This is a genomic window from Halobacillus sp. A1-3 (genome assembly GCF_050971765.1).
Classification (GTDB): domain Bacteria; phylum Bacillota; class Bacilli; order Bacillales; family Halobacillaceae; genus Halobacillus; species Halobacillus mangrovi_B.
The window spans coordinates 26,676-45,787 of sequence record NZ_JBPCEO010000007.1; the positions used below are offsets into that span (position 1 = coordinate 26,676).

Annotated in this window: 15 protein-coding genes, 1 other RNA gene and 1 other annotated feature; of the genes, 13 read left to right on the forward strand and 3 right to left on the reverse strand. The window is 41.6% G+C overall.

The features are described from left to right. The first annotated feature begins 118 nt into the window (after positions 1-118). The 7 genes from ACRYKC_RS12985 (at position 119) to dtd (ending at position 9,014) form a co-directional block, all read left to right on the forward strand. Complete coding sequence (locus tag ACRYKC_RS12985; protein WP_433807163.1) at positions 119-400, forward strand: post-transcriptional regulator; 282 nt, start codon at positions 119-121, stop codon at positions 398-400. Between the two features lie 202 nt (positions 401-602). Continuing rightward, positions 603-2,879 carry a protein translocase subunit SecDF gene (secDF, locus tag ACRYKC_RS12990; protein ID WP_433807164.1) on the forward strand — a complete coding sequence of 759 codons (2,277 nt, stop codon included), beginning with the start codon at positions 603-605 and terminating at the stop codon, positions 2,877-2,879. Between the two features lie 102 nt (positions 2,880-2,981). After that, positions 2,982-3,314 carry a LapA family protein gene (locus ACRYKC_RS12995; RefSeq protein WP_433807165.1) on the forward strand — a complete coding sequence of 111 codons (333 nt, stop codon included), beginning with the start codon at positions 2,982-2,984 and terminating at the stop codon, positions 3,312-3,314. Between the two features lie 56 nt (positions 3,315-3,370). Beyond that, positions 3,371-5,698 (forward strand): single-stranded-DNA-specific exonuclease RecJ, encoded by a 2,328-nt coding sequence (gene recJ / locus ACRYKC_RS13000; protein ID WP_433807166.1) that lies wholly within the window; start codon positions 3,371-3,373, stop codon positions 5,696-5,698. Beyond that, positions 5,688-6,200, forward strand: a complete 513-nt coding sequence (locus tag ACRYKC_RS13005; protein WP_433807167.1) for an adenine phosphoribosyltransferase — start codon at positions 5,688-5,690, stop codon at positions 6,198-6,200. The genes recJ and ACRYKC_RS13005 overlap by 11 nt, the downstream gene beginning before the upstream one ends. Positions 6,201-6,342: 142 nt before the next feature. Then, complete coding sequence (locus tag ACRYKC_RS13010; RefSeq protein WP_433807168.1) at positions 6,343-8,547, forward strand: RelA/SpoT family protein; 2,205 nt, start codon at positions 6,343-6,345, stop codon at positions 8,545-8,547. A 20-nt stretch (positions 8,548-8,567) separates the two neighbouring features. Next, the gene (gene dtd, locus ACRYKC_RS13015; protein WP_433807169.1) at positions 8,568-9,014 is read left to right on the forward strand and encodes a D-aminoacyl-tRNA deacylase; all 447 of its coding nucleotides are present in this window, start codon (positions 8,568-8,570) and stop codon (positions 9,012-9,014) included. A 258-nt stretch (positions 9,015-9,272) separates the two neighbouring features. Here dtd and ACRYKC_RS13020 read toward each other — a convergent pair whose 3' ends face one another. Next, complete coding sequence (locus ACRYKC_RS13020; protein WP_433807170.1) at positions 9,273-10,781, reverse strand: N-acetylmuramoyl-L-alanine amidase family protein; 1,509 nt, start codon at positions 10,779-10,781, stop codon at positions 9,273-9,275. A gap of 157 nt (positions 10,782-10,938) precedes the next feature. Then, positions 10,939-11,154: a binding site (T-box leader), on the forward strand. 73 nt (positions 11,155-11,227) lie between these two features. On the opposite strand from ACRYKC_RS13020, the gene hisS reads away from it, so the two are divergent. From hisS to ssrS, 3 genes are all read left to right on the forward strand, one after another. Next, positions 11,228-12,508, forward strand: coding sequence for a histidine--tRNA ligase (hisS, locus tag ACRYKC_RS13025; protein WP_433807171.1), 1,281 nt, complete (start codon positions 11,228-11,230; stop codon positions 12,506-12,508). 1 nt (position 12,509) lies between these two features. Further along, positions 12,510-14,279, forward strand: coding sequence for an aspartate--tRNA ligase (gene aspS, locus ACRYKC_RS13030; RefSeq protein WP_433807172.1), 1,770 nt, complete (start codon positions 12,510-12,512; stop codon positions 14,277-14,279). A gap of 77 nt (positions 14,280-14,356) precedes the next feature. Beyond that, positions 14,357-14,550, forward strand: a non-coding RNA gene (gene ssrS / locus ACRYKC_RS13035) — 6S RNA. A 57-nt stretch (positions 14,551-14,607) separates the two neighbouring features. On the opposite strand, the gene ACRYKC_RS13040 is transcribed toward ssrS, so the two are convergent. Continuing rightward, complete coding sequence (locus ACRYKC_RS13040; protein ID WP_433807173.1) at positions 14,608-15,273, reverse strand: RsfA family transcriptional regulator; 666 nt, start codon at positions 15,271-15,273, stop codon at positions 14,608-14,610. Positions 15,274-15,501: 228 nt separating this feature from the next. Beyond that, a complete protein-coding gene (locus ACRYKC_RS13045) occupies positions 15,502-16,776 on the reverse strand; it encodes a replication-associated recombination protein A (RefSeq protein ID WP_433807174.1) in 1,275 nt (424 codons plus the stop codon). A 118-nt stretch (positions 16,777-16,894) separates the two neighbouring features. On the opposite strand from ACRYKC_RS13045, the gene ACRYKC_RS13050 reads away from it, so the two are divergent. Genes ACRYKC_RS13050 through ACRYKC_RS13060 form a run of 3 tightly spaced genes read left to right on the forward strand, consistent with a single transcriptional unit; the run spans position 16,895 to position 19,111 of the window. Beyond that, the gene (locus ACRYKC_RS13050; protein ID WP_433807175.1) at positions 16,895-17,581 is read left to right on the forward strand and encodes a YczE/YyaS/YitT family protein; all 687 of its coding nucleotides are present in this window, start codon (positions 16,895-16,897) and stop codon (positions 17,579-17,581) included. Further along, the gene (cymR, locus tag ACRYKC_RS13055; RefSeq protein WP_433807176.1) at positions 17,535-17,954 is read left to right on the forward strand and encodes a cysteine metabolism transcriptional regulator CymR; all 420 of its coding nucleotides are present in this window, start codon (positions 17,535-17,537) and stop codon (positions 17,952-17,954) included. The genes ACRYKC_RS13050 and cymR overlap by 47 nt, the downstream gene beginning before the upstream one ends. 17 nt (positions 17,955-17,971) lie before the next feature. Next, positions 17,972-19,111, forward strand: a complete 1,140-nt coding sequence (locus ACRYKC_RS13060) for a cysteine desulfurase family protein (RefSeq protein ID WP_433807177.1) — start codon at positions 17,972-17,974, stop codon at positions 19,109-19,111. Position 19,112 lies beyond the last annotated feature (1 nt).

Genomic DNA, 19,112 nt, shown 5'->3' on the forward strand with positions numbered 1-19,112 from the left:
TATGATCCGCCTTCTCAAAGAATTAAAATTCAGCTACAATGAATTATATGCGCTTGGATGGACAAGGCATGACAAACGATTACAGGTGAATCCAATTCTTTAAACAGGGAGTGCCGATATGGAGGAAGAGAAAACGGTAAGTGAATGGAAGGAATATGTGGATCCGGTTCTTATTATTAAAACAGACGAGCTTCAATTATTGGGATATCTCACTACGAAGGATGAGGTATGGAAATGCTTAAGAGCAAAAGTATGGAAAGGGAATCCTGAAAAGCGATTATACGAAATTGTTCAAGACGTACTACATCTGAAAAGCCATACATATGAAAGTTTTGTTAACCATGAAGAGAATGATAACGTAGAAGCCATAGAGAACGTCAACTCTGGATATAATGGATAATAGCTTGTGTTGACATCTTATGACATTGTTCCATATGAACAATCAATAGTTGCCAAATGAGAAATTAATAGTAAAATTGTTACGGAGACAAGTGAGAAACATCTCATCCGTTAGATAAGTGTGTACGTGAATCTATACATACGGTCTGGTCTGGAATTAGAATGAAAGGGATGTGCTCAGGCATAAAGGAGGAAACCGCGTAATGGTGAAACGAGGTCGTATCGTCGCCTTTTTTCTAGTGCTAATCCTTTTAGCTGCTACGATTGGGACGACCATAACAGGTGTGACAAAAGATATTCGACTAGGACTTGACCTTCAAGGTGGATTCGAGATTCTATATGATGTTGAACCACTCGATGATAGTCAAGAAGTTAATAGACAAGTACTTGAAGCTACAGTTGAAGCGTTGAATAGACGTGTAAATACTTTAGGAATCAGTGAAACAAACATTGCCATTGAGGACGGAGGAAGGATTCGTGTTCAATTGGCTGGAATAGAGGATCAGCAGCAGGCGCGTGAATTGTTGTCGACGACTGCTGAGTTATCCTTCCGTGGTGTTGATGGTAAAGAGTACATGAATGGTACGGATATTAAAGAAGGAAGTGCGCAGCAAAGCTTCAACCCAGATAACAATAATCCCATTGTAACCCTGGAAGTTAAAAGCGCTTCTGAGTTTTACGATGTAACTCAGGAGATTGCTAATAAAGAACAAGATCCAAGTACTCCTTATCCTGAGAACTTGTTAGCGATTTGGCTGGATTATGATGAGGATTCTTCTTTTGCTGACGAATATGGAAAAGAGGATCCAGGCTACATCTCGGCACCTGCTGTCGATGAAGCTATTCGCAGTAATACAGTACAAATTGAAGGTAACTTCACGGTAGAGTCAGCCAAGCAGCTGGCAGATATACTTAATGCAGGGTCACTTCCTGTTAATTTAGAAGAGACTTATTCTACATCTGTTGGAGCTCAGTTTGGTGAGCAAGCGATGAATAAGACAATTATTGCCGGAGCTATAGGTATTGTTACGATCTTTCTATTCATGATCGCTTATTACCGATTCCCTGGTGCCATCGCAGTTGCAACGCTTTCAGTATATATTTACTTAATCCTTCTTGTGTTCGAGTTGATGAATGGTGTCTTAACTCTCCCAGGTATTGCCGCCTTGATTCTCGGGGTTGGTATGGCGGTGGACGCCAATATCATCACCTATGAGCGGATAAAAGAAGAGCTGAAGGCTGGGAAATCTGTCATGTCCGCCTTCAAAGCAGGAAATAAGCGGTCGCTGGCTACCATTCTTGACGCCAACATTACGACTTTAATTGCTGCCACTGTTCTTTTCATCTTTGGAACAAGCTCAGTTAAAGGATTTGCTACGATGTTAATTGTCAGCATCCTTGTCAGCTTCATCACAGCTGTTTATGGATCACGCTTATTCTTAGGACTTTGGGTGAAGAGCCGCTTTTTAAATAAACGTCCAAAATGGTTTGGAGTGAAGCCGGAAGACGTTCAGGACATTGAAGAAGGGGAGGAAGTAGAACCAAAGGTCTTGGGACGTAAATTTGATTTCGTTGGCTTACGCAAGCGCTTCTTTACGATTTCAATCGTCCTGATCTCAGCCGGGATCTTGGCTCTAGCAATTTTCAAACTGAATCTGGGCATTGACTTCACGAGTGGGTCACGTGTATCCATTTTGGCAAATGAACAGATCAATGCTGAACAAGTGGAAAAAACTTTAGAAGAGGAATTTAGTGTTAAACCCAAACAAGTCGTCATTTCGGGTGACAATAATGAAATAGCTGTTGCCCGTTTTGAGAGCGAACTTGGTAAAAGTAAAATCGGAGAAATTCAAAGTTACTATGAAGAACAATATGGTAATACTCCGAACGTAAGCACAGTTTCACCGGTTGTCGGTCAGGAACTTGCCAAAAATGCCGCCTTAGCGGTCTTGTATGCGTCGATCGGGATTATCATTTACGTAACGATTCGATTTGAATTTTACTTTGCGTTAACTGCGATCATCGCTTTATTGCATGATGCATTCTTTATCATCGCTTTATTCAGCCTGACAAGGCTTGAGTTTGATATCACGATCATCGCAGCGATTCTCACCATTGTGGGTTATTCGGTTAACGATACTATTGTGACGTTTGACCGGATTCGGGAGAACTTGAGAATGAAGAAGAAGGTTAAGTCCTTCAAGGAACTTGCTAAAGTGGTTAATGATAGTTTGATGCAAACACTCGCAAGAAGTATCAACACCGTACTGACAGTCATTTTTGCTGCTGTCATGCTGTTGTTCTTCGGTGCTTCATCAATCACGAACTTCTCTTTTGCTCTTGTGGTCGGCTTGCTTGCCGGTACGTACTCTTCCCTGTTTATCGCTTCACAGCTCTGGCTCGTGTGGCGTGGAAAGAATATTAAAGACAATCCAATTCAATTCGTTAAAAAGAAAAATACAGGAGGCCCACAGGTCTAACATTTCCAGCAGCGATCGCATAGCGATCGCTGTTTTTTGGTTGAAATAAGCGTGATCAGGGTATATCAATAGTAAACGTCCTCTTTGAAAGGAGATGAAAACGTGAAAGGTCAAGGATATATCATCTTAGCATTCATCTTTGCTTTAGTCATCGCTGTATTTGCCGTTATTAATGTAGATCCTGTGCAAGTGAATTATTTATTTGGATCTGGAGAGGCTCCCTTGATTTTAGTCATTCTAATTTCTGTTCTCTTAGGAGGATTAGCAACGGCTTCTGTAGGAGCTGTCCGTTATTTCAAATTGAAACGTGAAAACCGATCCTTACATCAACAACTAACAAAGAACAAAAGCTCCATTTCGAAAAAGGATGAAGAAACAAAAGAATCTGAGGAATCTAATGTTCAGAAGGAAAACAGTACGTTTAAAACTCCATAGATATGTTTGCTACCCCTGGACCGCTCTTGTATAATAGATTGGTCAGGGGTGAACTTATGTTACAAAGCAAGATGAAATGGAAGTTTACATATACAGACCAAATGGAAAAAATACAGTCAATTAAGGGGTTAACCCCACTTACTCAACAACTGTTGATGAAGCGGGAAATCGTAAGTGACGATGCTGTTCGGCGCTTTTTGAATCCTTCTATTGATGATCTTCATGATCCTTTTCTTATGGAAGACATGGCTAAAGCCGTTGACCGACTCAGACAAGCCATTGAAAATGAAGAGTCTATTTTGGTTTTTGGTGATTATGATGCGGACGGTGTCAGTTCAACGACGGTTATGGTAGAAGCGTTAAGAGAAGCGGGTGCTGACTGCGACTTTTATATTCCTAATCGTTTCACAGAAGGATATGGTCCAAACGAAGATGCCTTTCGTTTTGCCTATGATTCTGGGTATTCCATTATTATTACTGTAGATACAGGCATTGCTGCCATGAATGAGGCTGATTTAGCTAAGCAGCTGGGAATAGATTTAATCATTACAGATCACCATGAAGTTCAGGAAGTTTTGCCGGATGCTTATGCCATTATCCATCCGAAAACATCCAGTCAATATCCTTTCCAAGAGCTAGCTGGAGTAGGGGTTGCTTTTAAGTTTGCTGAAGCGCTGTTAGGTCGTTTTCCCAAGGATTTATTGGATCTAGTTGTAATTGGAACAATTGCTGACCTTGTGCCTCTCAAAGGGGAAAACCGTATTCTTGCTGCTATTGGTTTACAGGCAATTTCTCACTCAAAACGCCCTGGTGTTCTAGCGTTAAAGGAAGTGTGCGGCATTGAAGGGGAAATTACAGAAGAAACGATTGGATTTACAATTGGTCCGCGTCTAAATGCAGTTGGACGCTTACAAGACGCAACACCTGCTGTGGATTTACTGCTTTCTTCAAATGTAGAGGAAGCTTTGGAAATTGCTAAATATATCAACCAATTGAACCAGGAACGTCAAAAAATTGTTTCAGAAATTGCTAAACAGGCAGATGAGATGCTCGCTGAAAGGTCTGATGATTTAGAGAATGTTATTGTTGTTGCAAAAGAGGGATGGAACCCTGGTGTACTCGGGATCGTAGCCTCTAAACTTGTCCGGCAATACGACCGGCCAGCTATCGTTCTTGGCATAGACTCTGAAAAAGGAGAAGCCAAAGGTTCTGCTAGAAGTATTGATGCCTTCGATTTATTCACCAACTGTATGGAGGTAAGGGAACGTTTCATGCACTTCGGTGGCCATGCCCAGGCTGCGGGAATGACGTTATCCATAGATCAAATTGATTCCTTAAGGTCTGATTTAAATGAACTTGCTGAGCAGAAGTTGAGTGAAGATGATTATCAGCAGGTGCTGGATATCGAAATGACCGTTGACCTTGAAGATATCTCATTAAAGCAGATCGAAGAAGTAAATCAGCTGCGCCCCTTTGGCATGGGAAATCCGAAGCCATTGTTCCATGTAAGAAAGGAACCTAAGGAAGTAAGGTTGATAGGAAGCAAGAAGAACCACCTTAAATTCCAGTTTCAAGCAGAATCTTCACGTGTGGATGGTCTTGCCTTTGGCATGGGCGAACTCTACCCACAAATTTCTCCATCTGACAAGCTCGATATAGTAGGGGAACTGAGTATTAACGAGTGGAATGGAAGAAAGAATCTACAAATTATGATCCAAGATCTGCGCATTGAAGATTGGCAGCTTTTTGATTTGCGGGGTTCCAGACATGTAGAGAAGAGTATTGTCATTCCACCAAATGAGTCGTTTAAGGCCGTCACCTTTTCTGAAGCGACGAAATCTCCACACAATATACCCATCTATTCAGCCGATGATTTTCAACAAGATGAACGTATAGATGGACTGGTTATACTGGATTTACCAAAAGACCTAGAAGAGCTAAAAGAACTGTTTAAAAAAATACTGGTAAGTAAAATATTCGTCAGTTATCGAGTGGAAGAAAGTACCTTCCTACAAGCTTGGCCTTCTCGTGACCATTTCAAATGGTTTTATGGTATGCTGTTGAAGCGAAAAGAATTCAACCTTCATCGTGAGGCAGATCAGCTTGCCAGACGCAGGGGCTGGGACCGCTCTATGGTTGATTTTATTTCAGAGGTGTTTTTTGAACTTGAATTTGTTAAAATAAAAGATGGACTTATTACGATCAATTCCCAACCTTCGAAAAAAGATTTAAAAGAATCAAAGCTTTATCAAGAAAGAGAAAAGCAATTGATGATAGAAAAAACACTGTATTATTCCACATATAAAGAGTTGAAGAATTGGATCAATCAATATTTAAACGAGAAAGTTAAGCCCGTCAAGGAGGAAGTTGTTAATGGACTATAAAGAACATATCGCCATCGTCGAAGATTGGCCAAAAGAAGGAGTACAATTTAAAGATATCACTCCTTTAATGGATAATGGTCCAGCATTTAAGTCAGCTGTAGACGAAATTGTTGAATATGCCAAGAAACAAAATATCGATATCGTAGTCGGACCAGAAGCACGGGGATTCATCGTTGGATGTCCCGTTTCCTATGCGCTAGAAATCGGCTTTGCGCCTGTGCGTAAAGAAGGTAAGCTGCCTAGGGAAACGATTAAAGTTGATTATGGATTAGAGTATGGTAAAGATGTCTTGACCATCCATAAAGATGCCATCAAACCTGGTCAGCGTGTATTGATTATTGATGATCTTCTAGCTACTGGAGGCACAATTGAAGCAACGATCAATTTAGTTGAACAGCTTGGCGGAGAAGTCGCTGGTTGTGCTTTCTTGATCGAACTTACCTATTTGAATGGTCGCAGTAAATTGGAAGGCCATGATGTATTGACTTTAATGCAATATTAGATAAGAAAGAGTGCCCTATTAAGGGCGCTCTTTGTTTTAGTCAAGCTGGAAGCATTTATCGCTTTACATTTTTCTTTCTTTTTTTGATAATGATAAGCAAACCATCTTATGTAAGTAAGTTAAAAGAAACCAGGGTGATTGAATGGCGAAAGATACAGTATTAACTGCTGAAGAAGTGATCGAACAAGCAAGTAAATATTTGAACGATTCTGATCTTGCTTTCATTCGTCGCGCGTATCAGTTTGCTGAGAATGCACACAGCGATCAATTCCGCAAATCAGGAGAACCCTATATCATTCATCCGATTCAAGTAGCAGGTATACTTGTTAATTTGGAAATGGATCCAGAAACCATCGCCGGGGGTTTTCTTCATGATGTTGTCGAAGATACGAATGTGACTCTTGAAGAAATTGAAGAAGCGTTCAATACAGAAGTTTCTATGCTTGTTGATGGGGTTACGAAACTCGGGAAAATTAAATATAAATCGAAAGAGGCTCAGCAAGCAGAGAATCATAGAAAAATGTTCGTAGCCATGGCTAAGGACATTCGTGTGATTCTTATTAAACTTGCAGATCGTTTGCATAATATGCGCACACTTAAGCATCTGCCAGCCGAGAAGCAGCGGAGAATTTCTAACGAGACTTTGGAAATATTTGCTCCGCTCGCTCATCGATTAGGAATTTCTACAATCAAGTGGGAGCTTGAAGATACAGCTCTTCGCTATTTGAATCCGCAGCAATATTATCGAATCGTTCATCTCATGAAACAAAAGCGGAATGAACGGGAACATTACATTGAAGAAGTGATTGAAGAAATCCGTAACCAACTTAAAGAAGTGAATATTGACGCTGACTTGAATGGAAGACCAAAGCACCTTTACAGCATTTATAGAAAAATGGTTCTTCAAAACAAGCAGTTTAATGAAATATACGATTTATTAGCGGTTAGGATTACCGTGAATAGCATCAAAGATTGTTACGCTGTATTAGGCATTATCCATACTTGCTGGAAACCGATGCCTGGAAGGTTCAAAGATTACATTGCTATGCCTAAGCCGAACCTTTATCAGTCCCTACACACAACCGTGATCGGTCCTAAAGGCGACCCACTTGAAGTGCAGATCCGTACGCATGAAATGCACGAAATAGCTGAATATGGAATTGCGGCTCATTGGGCTTATAAGGAAGGAAGGCCGCAGACAGCTGAACAGTCTTTTGAAGAAAAATTAACTTGGTTCCGGGAAATTCTGGAATGGCAAAGTGAAACCCACGATGCAGAAGAATTTATGGAATCACTTAAAGTCGATTTATTCTCTGATATGGTCTATGTCTTTACCCCTAAAGGAGATGTAATTGAGCTTCCATCAGGTTCTGTTCCGATTGATTTTGCCTATCGAATCCACACCGAAGTCGGAAACCAGACCATTGGTGCGAAGATAAATGGGAAGATGGAACCACTGGATTATGAATTGAAAACCGGTGATATTATTGAAGTAATGACTTCAAAGCATTCTTATGGCCCATCCAAAGACTGGATTAAACTTGCGCAAACCTCTCAGGCTAAAAATAAAATTAAACAGTTCTTTAAAAAGCAAAGAAAAGACGAAAATATTGCTAAAGGTAAGGAACTGGTTGAACGGGAGATCCGCAATTTCGGAATCCAGCCGAAGGATGTTTTAACTGTGGACAACATAAATCGAGTTGCAGAAAAGTTTAACTTCAGTAACGAAGAGGATATGTATGCAGCAGTTGGATACCAGGGGATTACCGCTGCCCAAATCGCTACTCGGGTGACAGAGAGGCTGCGAAAACAACAGCGAAAAGCTCAAGATCTTGAGCAGACATTGGCAGACGTTAGCACAACTGAAATTAAGACTCCTTCTAAAGCCGGTAAAAAAGATTCAGGCGTCCGTGTTGAAGGGGTAGATAATCTGCTTGTCCGGTTGTCTAAATGCTGTAACCCTGTTCCTGGCGATGATATCGTTGGTTATATTACGAAAGGTCGAGGAGTTTCTGTCCACAGAACCGACTGTCCTAACGTCCAGACAGAGGAAGCACAAACTCGCCTTTTACCTGTTAAATGGGAAACTTCTGTTACAGATTCGAAGCAATATCATGTTGATTTAGAAATTTGGGGGTATGACCGAAGAGGCTTACTAAATGAAGTTCTTCAGGCCGTCAATGAGACTAAGACGAACATTACAGCTGTGTCTGGAAAGTCAGATCGAAACAAAATGGCAACGATTCATATCACCATATTGATTCAAAACACAAGTCATTTACGTAAAATTGTCGAACGAATCAAACAAATCCAAGAAGTCTATACTGTAAGACGTGTTATGCAATAAGGAAAAAAGGAGTCAGTTGTATGAAAGCTATCGTTCAACGTGCTGTGGACGCCTCAGTGGAAGTGGAGAACGAAACAGTAGGTTCCATTAATAACGGTCTTGTTATATTGTTGGGTGTTACGCATGAGGACACGGAAGAGGACGCCCGTTATTTAGCGAAAAAAATTCCATTTCTTCGTATATTTGAAGACGAAAATGAGAAGATGAATCTTTCTTTGTTGGATGTGGGAGGTCAAATGCTATCGATTTCCCAATTTACATTATTTGGGGATTGTCGTAAAGGGCGCCGGCCTAATTTTATGGAAGCAGCAAAACCCAATCAAGCTGAGGAGCTTTATGAATGCTTCAATAAACTTGTTGAAGATGAAGGGGTTAAAGTAGAGACAGGTGAGTTTGGTGCAATGATGAACGTTCAATTGACAAACTCAGGCCCTGTGACACTGATTCTAGACAGTAAAGAGAGATAAGCTGATGCCACGGAAGTAAAAACTTCTGTGGTTTTTTTATATAAAAAACTCCCTGCCCGTGAAGAATTGAATTCTAGATAATCTTATGATTTATGTTCCTGTTTTACGAGCGGACCTCGGCAAGTGCAAGTCTCCTCAGTCTGTGATTTAACAAAATACTGAAGAAATAATTTGGTTAAGTTCTTTATAACAGAAGTAGGCAGCAACGGAAATATGACCAAAAAAACTGCCTCTCGAAGAGGCAGTTTTTTTGGTCAGTTAGTTAAAAAAGTCAATTAGTCCTTGAGTAATGCCCTTACTCGCATTTCTTTGATATATGGAACTTCTAACCGTTTGCTCCTCTCTCGGATTAGAAATGAATCCCAGTTCCAATAAGATCGAAGGCTTTTTATTTTCTCTTAATACGTGAAAGTTGCCGTGTAAAGTTCCGCGGTCACGAAGCCCCGTTGAGGCGACCATGTGCTCTTGTACTGATGCTGCAAGCTCCTTATCTTTTGAATGATAATAAAAGCTGTTGATACCATTTGCATTTACCGCTATAGGAGCACTGTTGTAATGAAGGCTAATGAACACGTCCGCTTTCGAAGCGTTAGAGTAAAAGCCACGAATGGAAAGAGGAATGTATTCATCTGATTCTCGAGACATTAAAACTTTTGCGCCACTCTTTTGAAGTTCTGTTCTCAATGCCAGTGCCGTGTTCATAGTCATGGTCTTTTCATAAGTACCCGCAAATCCTATAGCGCCGGAATCCCTTCCTCCATGTCCTGCATCAATCATGATTGTTCTACCTTTTAGATTACCAGAAACATTGTTAGAGGGGGATCGAGTTTCCTCTTTTTTTTCGTTAACAATCCAGCTTGCGACGAATGCGCTTTTGTTTTTGTACTTAATCCTATACCACTGTCCTTGCTGATCAACTACATCGAATCGATCTCCTTTGTGAACCCGTGCCAATACGTTCCCATTAGTTGTAGGTTCACTTCTGAGATTTGTCCCATTGTATTGAATGGTCACTTCTGATGCACTTGAATTGGAAGTACTACCTTCTTCCAATTCATTAACAAGCCAGCCAGCTACCCACCCTGTTTTACCACTGCTCCATTTAATTTGATACCAGCGATCCTTCTTGTCTATGTAGTTAAAAACTTTTCCTTGATAGACTCGTGTAAGAACCTCGCCTTTTAAAGAATTTGAGCTGCGTACGTTCAAGACTGTTGTCCCCACCTTGATTTTACCTTTAACCGTTTTATTAGAGGTAGAAAGTCCTTTTACTTCCGAAGGTTCTGAGGTAGGACCATCAGTCTTCGATAAATAATCGCCGTGTACCCACCCCTTGTTTTGCTCATGGGTGACGTAGTACCAGTTTCCTTCTTGTTTCTCAAGCTCAACCTCATCACCTTTCATTAAATAACCTTTAACCTTTCCTTTAAGGCCTGCTTCCGATCTTATTCTAAGGTAGTTGACTTTCGATACGGAAGCAGAGGAGACATTTGCAGCTCGATCTCCTTTAAAAGTGACCATCCATTTCGCAACCCAGCCGGATTGAGAATCTAAGCCAATTTTCACCCAGTCCCCTTCTGTTTCCAGCACGGAATAGGTTTCTTCCTCATGGACTTGAGCAACCCTTTCATAATCAGTTCCAGGTCCAGATCTTACATTCAAGTTGTCAACTTTAATGACTGCCACATTGGCTTGAACGGAGGCTTCGGGCATACCTGTTAGGGCAATGGTTAGTAGAATGAATAGAAAAATTCCTTTTTTGAGCATGGCACACACCTCCTTTTATTCATACGTCTCACTATTCGACATAGAGAAGAAGCACACCTTCCTCACTGGAAAATTTTTTTTCGAGTAAATTCTTAAGACAGCTTGACATTTAAATCGAAAAGGCTATATGATAGTAATCAATTCTATAAGGAATCGATGAAAACCAATGAGGAAAAAAGTAACTAGCTCCCATACAAACAGAGACGGATTGCCATCAGGCTGAAAGCAGTCCTTTGTAATGGTCTAGCGAAAGACATTTCTTAGGTGCCATATTGAAAGTAAGTAGGTATGGACGTATTCAGGCGTTAACTGTTTTGAGTGGAAGCTTTGCTTCAATCAGGGTGGCAACGCGGGAGGAGTTCCCGTCCCTTTTCCGATCTAAGGAAAAGGGACGGGAACTTTTTTTGTGGGAATATATGGTGGATTTATTTGAAGGAGGAGATCAGATGAGTATCAATGCCCCTCGAGGGACGCAGGATATCCTGCCAGGTACTTCAGAAAAATGGCAATTTGTTGAACAGCAATTAACGGACTTATGTCGCCGTTATCATTATAAAGAAATCCGTACCCCTATCTTTGAACATACCGAGCTTTTCCAGCGCGGTGTAGGGGACAGTACCGATATTGTTCAAAAAGAGATGTATACATTTGAAGATCGTGGAGGAAGAAGCGTCACTCTAAGACCAGAAGGTACGGCATCAGTGGTTCGCTCATTTGTTCAGAATAAAATATATGGATTGCCTAATCAGCCGACTAAGTATTTCTATATTGGCCCGATGTTCCGATATGAGCGTCCACAACAAGGGAGACAACGTCAATTTGTCCAGTTTGGGATTGAAGCTCTTGGCAGTGATGATCCTGCTGTGGATGCAGAAGTACTGGCCCTTGCGATGAGTTCTTATGAGGAGCTTGGTTTGAAATCCTTAAAGCTAGTCTTAAATAGCTTAGGAGACCAGGAAAGCAGAGAGGCGCACAGGAAAGCATTAGTAAATCATTTCGCTCCTTATCGTGATGAGCTTTGTGCGGATTGTCAGGTGAGGTTGGATCAGAATCCATTACGTGTTTTGGATTGTAAGAAAGACCGCGAACACCCAGCAATGGAAACGGCTCCGTCGATACTTGAATATTTAAACGAGTATTCGAAGGACTATTTTGAAAAAGTAAAGTCTTTTCTTGACGTAATGGGAATTGACTATGTCATCGATCCAAACCTCGTACGTGGGCTTGATTACTATAACCACACTGCTTTTGAGATTATGAGCGAGGCGGAAGGGTTCGGTGCGATCACGACCTTGAGCGGAGGAGGACGCTATACTGGTCTCGTTCAAGAAGTTGGAGGCCCTGAAACATCAGGTATCGGTTTTGCTATGAGTATTGAACGATTACTGATGGCGCTTGAAGCAGAAGGCGTTGAGCTTCCTTTAGATGAAGGACTGGATTGTTATATGGTCGCTCTTGGTGAAGAAGCAGAAAAAGCAGCCGTTCGATTGACTTACGAACTAAGAAAAGCTGGTGTCCAAGTGGACAAAGATTACCTGGGCAAAAAAATGAAGGCTCAGTTTAAAGCTGCTGACCGTCTTGGTGCAAAATATGTTCTAGTACTTGGGGATCGTGAGCTTGAGGATAATGTTATTAATGTAAAAGATATGACTTCGGGAGAACAAAAAGAGATTTCTCTTGAGGAAGTCGTTAATTATATGAAAGACCAGTTGACAGGAGGCGAATAAAATGGAACGAGTGAAATGCGGTTCGATACGCAAAGAGCATATAGAGCAAGAGGTTACCTTGAAAGGCTGGGTACAAAAACGACGTGACCTTGGAGGTTTAATCTTCATAGATCTAAGAGACCGTTCTGGATTGGTACAAGTTGTATTTAATCCTGAAACATCTCCGGAAGCATTACAAACGGCAGAAATGGTAAGAAGCGAATTTGTTTTGGAAGTCGTTGGTCAAGTCGTTGCTAGAGACGCTCAGACGGTTAACGAAAACCTGGAAACGGGAGCGATTGAGGTTGTGGCTAAAGAAGTTACGATTCTTAGTAAAGCCAAGACCCCTCCATTCATGATTGAGGAGCAATCCGAAGTTTCAGAGGACCTCCGTTTGAAGTATAGATATTTGGATCTGCGAAGAAAAGAAATGCAGGACACATTTAAACTTCGTCATCAAACAACCCAAGTCATCCGAAACTTCCTTAATAATGAAGAGTACCTTGAAATGGAAACCCCGATGTTAACGAAGAGTACACCGGAAGGAGCTAGAGACTATTTGGTGCCAAGCCGTGTGCATGAAGGAGAATTTTACGCACTTCCTCAGTCCCCACAGCTGTTTAAACAGCTGCTCATGATGTCAGGGTTTGAAAAATATTATCAAATTGCTCGCTGTTTCCGAGACGAAGACTTGAGAGCAGACCGACAGCCCGAATTCACTCAAGTCGATATCGAAACTTCGTTCTTGTCAAAAGAAGAAATTATGGCTATGACAGAGCGGATGATGAAGAAAGTGATGAAAGAGGTAAAAGGTATCGATGTAGAAACACCGTTCCCTCGCATGGCTTATGAAGAGGCTATGGAACGCTTTGGTTCTGATAAACCGGATACGCGTTTTGGACTTGAACTGGTGAATATCTCTGAAGATGTGAAAGACTCTGGGTTTAAAGTCTTCAGCGGGGCTGTGGCCTCAGGAGGTCAAGTTAGTGCTTTAAACGTGGAAGGTCAATCCGATGAATTTTCCAGAAAAGATATCGATAAACTGACCGAAGAGGTGAAAGTTTACGGAGCTAAAGGTTTAGCATGGCTGAAGGTAAAAGACGGAGAATTCAATGGTCCAATCGCAAAATTCTTTGGAGAAGAAGAAGCTTCATCATTAAAAGATAAGCTAAAGGCGAAAGATGGAGACCTTTTACTGTTTGTAGCAGATAAAACGTCTGTTGTTCATGACAGCCTTGGCGCTCTTCGTCTGAAGCTAGGACGCCACCTAGGACTTATTGATGAATCTAAGTTCAACTTCCTTTGGGTAACAGACTGGCCGTTATTGGAGTATGACGAAGAAGAGGGCCGATATTTTGCAGCTCACCATCCGTTCACCATGCCTGTCGAAGCAGATCTCGAAAAGCTTCAAACAAATCCCGAAGAAGTCCATGCAGAAGCTTATGATATTGTTTTGAATGGATATGAACTTGGTGGCGGATCTCTTCGTATTCACCAGAAAGAACTTCAGAATAAGATGTTTGAAGTGCTTGGGTTCAGTAAAGAGGAAGCGGAAGAACAGTTCGGATTCTTATTAGAGGCACTAGAATATGGGGCTCCTCCCCATGGAGGAATCGCTCTAGGTTTCGACCGGTTTATCATGATTCTTGCTGGACGAACGAACCTTCGCGATACGATCTTGTTCCCTAAAACTGCCTCTGCCGCCGACCCTATGACGAACGCTCCGGGTGCAGTAGATCAGAAGCAATTAGATGAACTTCACTTGCAATTGAAGGCAAAAAAACAGGACTGAAGTAGCAATATTAAACCCTTATATTATTCTTGATAAGGTTTTGTAAATATGCTATGATTGCCTTACAAATTAAATGACCAATCCTGATGTGTACGTTGTTTGAATGTACGTTTTGACCGAACATTTTTGAGAAGGGAGTCTGAGTTTTCACATGGAATGCAAGCCTCATAACCATCACTGATGGGAGGACGCAAGAAGTGTGAAACAGGGCACCCACCTGCCTGGAGCGGGTTCAAAACTCATTAAACACAACGGCACGATTGGGATTGGTCTTATTTTGTTTAAAAAGAGGATTTCCATTATGGAAATCCTCTTTTTTGATAGATATTTAGCGGGCTACATTTTCAAGGTTGCCATTCTTCTCCATGCGGAATTGTGGTTTGGCATACTCTTGATCATCAAACATGACCATTTTACGAGCCCGGTCCATAATTTGAATCAAAGATTGATAGTCCTCTGACATGGACTCCAATTGTCTGTTCAATTGGCGGTTTTGTTCAGTTAAGATTTTGTTCTCGTTTTCAAGATAGGCAATCTGCTCTTTTACAGAATCACTGACTTTGGTTTCTTTCTGCAAGTCTTTAAGGTAGCGAATGACTTGCGTAAGGTTAATGTCTTGATCATGGTTGCTGGCAGCAGGAATTTGGTAGCTGATGGGTTCTTGCTTTTCAGCTTGTTGGGCAACAAATTCCTCTGCTTGCTCTGGACGGTAATTCGTAGTGTGAGAAACTTCCTGATAGACAGGCTGCTGCTTCGCTTCTTTTCGTTTCTTCTCTTTGCGCTGTTTCTTTGCCAGTTCAACGGCTTGCTCATATTTTTGGCGAACCTCTGCATTCCAGCGGAATCCGCAAGCTGCGGAAGTACGGTTTAACACATCACCAACTTCATCGAACGCCTTTAATTGAGTGCTTCCTTCACGGATATGGCGGAGAACAGTTTCAGCTAGTAATAAATCGTCTTCATGAGACCAGGCATCTTGTCTTACTTTAGGCATTTAATTCACTCCTGTAATCTTTTCTGGCGAGAAAGTAGAATGATTGTTTAGGAGTAGAAAAGTGTCCATAATCTGCAATATCTCTTGATATGATAGCTTTTCCATTCAAGATTATATTCTTCAATTTAAATTTTCGCTGTTACCAGGGACACTCTGAACTTTTTCTCACCTAGAAAAGTAGTTTTTCAGATTTAGTCGTAGTGTAGCCAACAGGAGTGTGAAATATACTTAAGTGGTTTTCTGTTTTTTTATTTTTTGCAAGACTTGATTTAAGGCTTGTTCAAATTTCCCTGTCGATTTAGGTTCATAGTAGGTGCGCTTTTTAATTTTATCTGGCAAATACTGCTGATTGACCCATGCATTTTCATAATTGTGAGGGTATTTATAATCTAAACCGCGTCCTAGATCTGCCGCCCCTTTATAGTGAGAGTCTTTTAGATGAGCAGGAACATCTCCGCTATTTCCACTACGGATATCACCTAAAGCAGCGTCTAAGGCTTTATAGGCGCTGTTCGATTTTGGAGACAGCGCTAGTTCCGTTACAGCAACGGAAAGAGGAATTCTTGCTTCTGGAAAGCCAATTCGCTCAGCTGCTTCCACAGCAGCAATTGCCCGTGGGCCGGCTTGAGGATTAGCAAGTCCGATATCCTCATAGGCGATCACTACGAGTCTGCGTCCAATGCTGTCAAGGTCTCCAGCCTCGATTAATCTCGCTAGGTAGTGTAGGGAAGCATCAACATCACTTCCGCGAATTGACTTTTGGAAGGCCGATAAAACGTCATAATGGGCATCACCATCTTTATCATGCGAGAAGCTTTTTTTTTGCATGCATTCTTCCGCTGTTTCTAAATTGATTGAAATTGTTCCATCTTTGGTAGGTGTGGAAAAGGCAGCAAGCTCAACACCATTCAAGGCAGCACGCAAATCCCCGTTGGCAGAATGGGCAAAATGATCAAGGGCATCCTCCGTCATTTCTATTGTAAGGTCCCCAAGGCCGTCTTCCTTGTTACGAATCGCTCTCCCAATCGCTTCCTTGATGTCTTCAGACGTTAAACGGTAAAGCTCAAATAAGTGACAGCGACTTCTAATTGCAGGATTGATCGAGTGATACGGATTACTTGTCGTACATCCGATTAGTGTGAGTCTGTTACTCTCTAGATGGGGGAGGAGAAAATCCTGCTTCGCTTTATCCAGTCTGTGTACTTCGTCCAAAATCAGTACCAGCTGCCCGTGCATTTTAGCTTCCTCGACGGCAATCTCCATGTCCTTTTTCTTATCAGTTACTGCGTTCAACGTTTTAAATGGCAAGTGGAGACTCTTTGCGAGGGCGGTCGCCATAGAAGTTTTCCCTGTGCCTGGGGGACCAAAGAGGATCATGGAAGCCAAACGATTGGCTTTAACCATTCGGTGGATGGTTTTTCCTTCTCCTACTAAATGGGTTTGTCCGATAATTTCATTTATATTGGATGGACGCATACGAAATGCGAGCGGCTGTTGGCTCATACATCAAGCTCCTTTGTACGGTTATACAAGTTAGCGTAGAATGATTCTCTATAAAATGCAAGAGACTTGCCATTCGTGCTATAATAGCGTTTGGTATAATAGAGAGAGGAAGTTAAAAATGGAAAAAAACGATAGATTTCATCCGCGGGAAACATTTGTCCGATGGAGTTTTTTTCTTGTAGGCTTAGTCATTTTGGGACTTGGTATTTCTATGACGATGCAAGTGAAAAGTTTTGGTATCGGGCCTTGGGATGTTTTTCACTATGGGCTATTTCTGCAACTTGGATTAACCGTTGGCACCTGGTCCATCATCGCAGGTCTGATCATCGTTCTTGTTAGCAGTTTGGTGCAGAAGAGGATACCTCAAGTCGGTACTCTATTGAACATGGTAATGATCGGTATATTTATTGACTTTTTTAATTGGCTGCTGCCAGAACCTGACACGTTACTCATTCAAATCGCAGTATTTACTTTTGGAACTATGGTCATTGCATTAGGAATTGGGGTATATGTTGCTCCAGGAATTGGAGCCGGACCAAGAGATGGTTTGATGCTGATCATTACAGAAGCTACGGGATGGAAAGTCTCCACAGTTCGAAACGGCATTGAAATAACTGTCGCAGTGCTTGGCTTCATGTTAGGAGGACCAGTCGGCATTGGCACAGTATTTATTGCATTTTTACTAGGAACATTTGTGGGTTATACTCTTCCTTATGCTAAAAAGTGTCTACAGTTTTTAATAACGAAAGGTGAATTGTATGAAAATATCTACCAAAGGCCGTTACGGTCTAACTATAATGATTGAATTAGCAAGAAAATACGGGGATGGTCCAATTTCCCTTAAACAAATCGCGAGGGATAATGATCTTTCTGAGCATTACCTTGAACAACTGATTGCACCCTTACGAAACGCAAGTCTTGTCAAAAGTGTCCGAGGCGCTTATGGAGGGTACATGCTGACAAAAGAACCTCATGAGATAACGGCTGGGGACGTTATTCGGATTCTTGAAGGACCGATTACTCCAGTAGAAGGTATAGAAAATGAAGAACCAGCAAAGCAGGCATTGTGGAAACGAGTGCGAGATGCGGTCAAAGATGTATTAGATACGACTACTTTGGAAGACTTAAAAGACCACGTTGATGACCAAACCCAGGATGCCTATATGTTTTATATTTAATGTACGGAGGTGTCAATATGGCAGCCATATATTTGGATCATGCGGCTACTTCACCGGTGCACCCGAAGGTCATTGAAGCGATGGTGCCTATTTATCAGGACGTCTTCGGTAATCCTTCTAGTGTCCATCAGTACGGTCGAAAGGCACGAAGAATCCTTGATGAGGCAAGACGGACAGTCGCTGATAGTATCTCCGCAAGCGAAAAAGAAATTGTCTTTACAAGCGGAGGGACAGAGGCTGATAATCTTGCAATCATAGGTACAACTCGAGCGAACCAGCATAAAGGTAAGCATATCATTACCACATCCATCGAACATCATGCTACATTGCATGCAGTCGAATATTTAGAATCTGAGGGATTTGATGTTACGTACTTGCCTGTAGACGAAACTGGTGCTGTCCGTGTAGAAGATGTCAAAGCTTCTTTACGGGACGATACGATACTGGTTTCTATTATGATGGTCAATAATGAAACTGGAATCATTCAGCCGATTGAAGAAATAGCGGAAGTAGTAAAAAATCATCAGGCATATCTTCATTCAGATATTGTTCAAGCTTATGGACAACTCGAAGTCAACGTAAAGGAAGTCTCCGTTGATCTTTTAGCTGTATCAGCGCACAAAGTGAATGGACCAAAAGGAATCGGTTTCCTTTATGTAAGAGAGGGAACTAAAATTGATTCTTTGCAATACGGTGGGGAACAGGAAAGAAAGCGCCGGGCAGGAACGGAAAACATTCCTGCTGCAAAAGGTTTTCAGATTGCGGTTGACGTAATGGTCTCGGACAAAGAGACAAATAAAGAAAAGTATGCACAACTTAAACAGCTGTTCTTGGATACTTTAACAGAAGAACAAGTAGTTTATGATATAAACGGAGATCAAGAGAGAAGCGTTCCTTCAATTGTGAACGTAAGTTTTCCGGGAATGAATGTCGAAGCATTATTGACGAATTTTGATTTGGCAGGAATCGCAGCCTCTAGCGGAAGTGCATGTACGGCGGGAAGCGTAGAACCTTCCCATGTGTTATCGGCTATGTATGGATCAGAGAATTCGCGAACAGTCAATTCGATACGGTTCAGCTTTGGGTTAGCCAACGACGAAGAGAATGTCGTTGAAGCAGCTAAGAAAGTCAGCCAGATCATCAAAAGATTGAGCTAAC

What these genes read in the sequence shown, in the direction of transcription:
- ACRYKC_RS12985 (WP_433807163.1), top strand. Translation starts at nt 119, where the DNA reads ATGGAGGAAGAGAAAACGGTAAGTGAATGGAAGGAATATGTGGATCCG.
- secDF (WP_433807164.1), top strand. Translation starts at nt 603, where the DNA reads ATGGTGAAACGAGGTCGTATCGTCGCCTTTTTTCTAGTGCTAATCCTT.
- recJ (WP_433807166.1), top strand. Translation starts at nt 3,371, where the DNA reads ATGTTACAAAGCAAGATGAAATGGAAGTTTACATATACAGACCAAATG.
- ACRYKC_RS13005 (WP_433807167.1), top strand. Translation starts at nt 5,688, where the DNA reads ATGGACTATAAAGAACATATCGCCATCGTCGAAGATTGGCCAAAAGAA.
- ACRYKC_RS13010 (WP_433807168.1), top strand. Translation starts at nt 6,343, where the DNA reads ATGGCGAAAGATACAGTATTAACTGCTGAAGAAGTGATCGAACAAGCA.
- dtd (WP_433807169.1), top strand. Translation starts at nt 8,568, where the DNA reads ATGAAAGCTATCGTTCAACGTGCTGTGGACGCCTCAGTGGAAGTGGAG.
- ACRYKC_RS13020 (WP_433807170.1), bottom strand. Translation starts at nt 10,781, where the DNA reads ATGCTCAAAAAAGGAATTTTTCTATTCATTCTACTAACCATTGCCCTA.
- hisS (WP_433807171.1), top strand. Translation starts at nt 11,228, where the DNA reads ATGAGTATCAATGCCCCTCGAGGGACGCAGGATATCCTGCCAGGTACT.
- aspS (WP_433807172.1), top strand. Translation starts at nt 12,510, where the DNA reads ATGGAACGAGTGAAATGCGGTTCGATACGCAAAGAGCATATAGAGCAA.
- ACRYKC_RS13040 (WP_433807173.1), bottom strand. Translation starts at nt 15,273, where the DNA reads ATGCCTAAAGTAAGACAAGATGCCTGGTCTCATGAAGACGATTTATTA.
- ACRYKC_RS13045 (WP_433807174.1), bottom strand. Translation starts at nt 16,776, where the DNA reads ATGAGCCAACAGCCGCTCGCATTTCGTATGCGTCCATCCAATATAAAT.
- ACRYKC_RS13050 (WP_433807175.1), top strand. Translation starts at nt 16,895, where the DNA reads ATGGAAAAAAACGATAGATTTCATCCGCGGGAAACATTTGTCCGATGG.
- cymR (WP_433807176.1), top strand. Translation starts at nt 17,535, where the DNA reads ATGAAAATATCTACCAAAGGCCGTTACGGTCTAACTATAATGATTGAA.
- ACRYKC_RS13060 (WP_433807177.1), top strand. Translation starts at nt 17,972, where the DNA reads ATGGCAGCCATATATTTGGATCATGCGGCTACTTCACCGGTGCACCCG.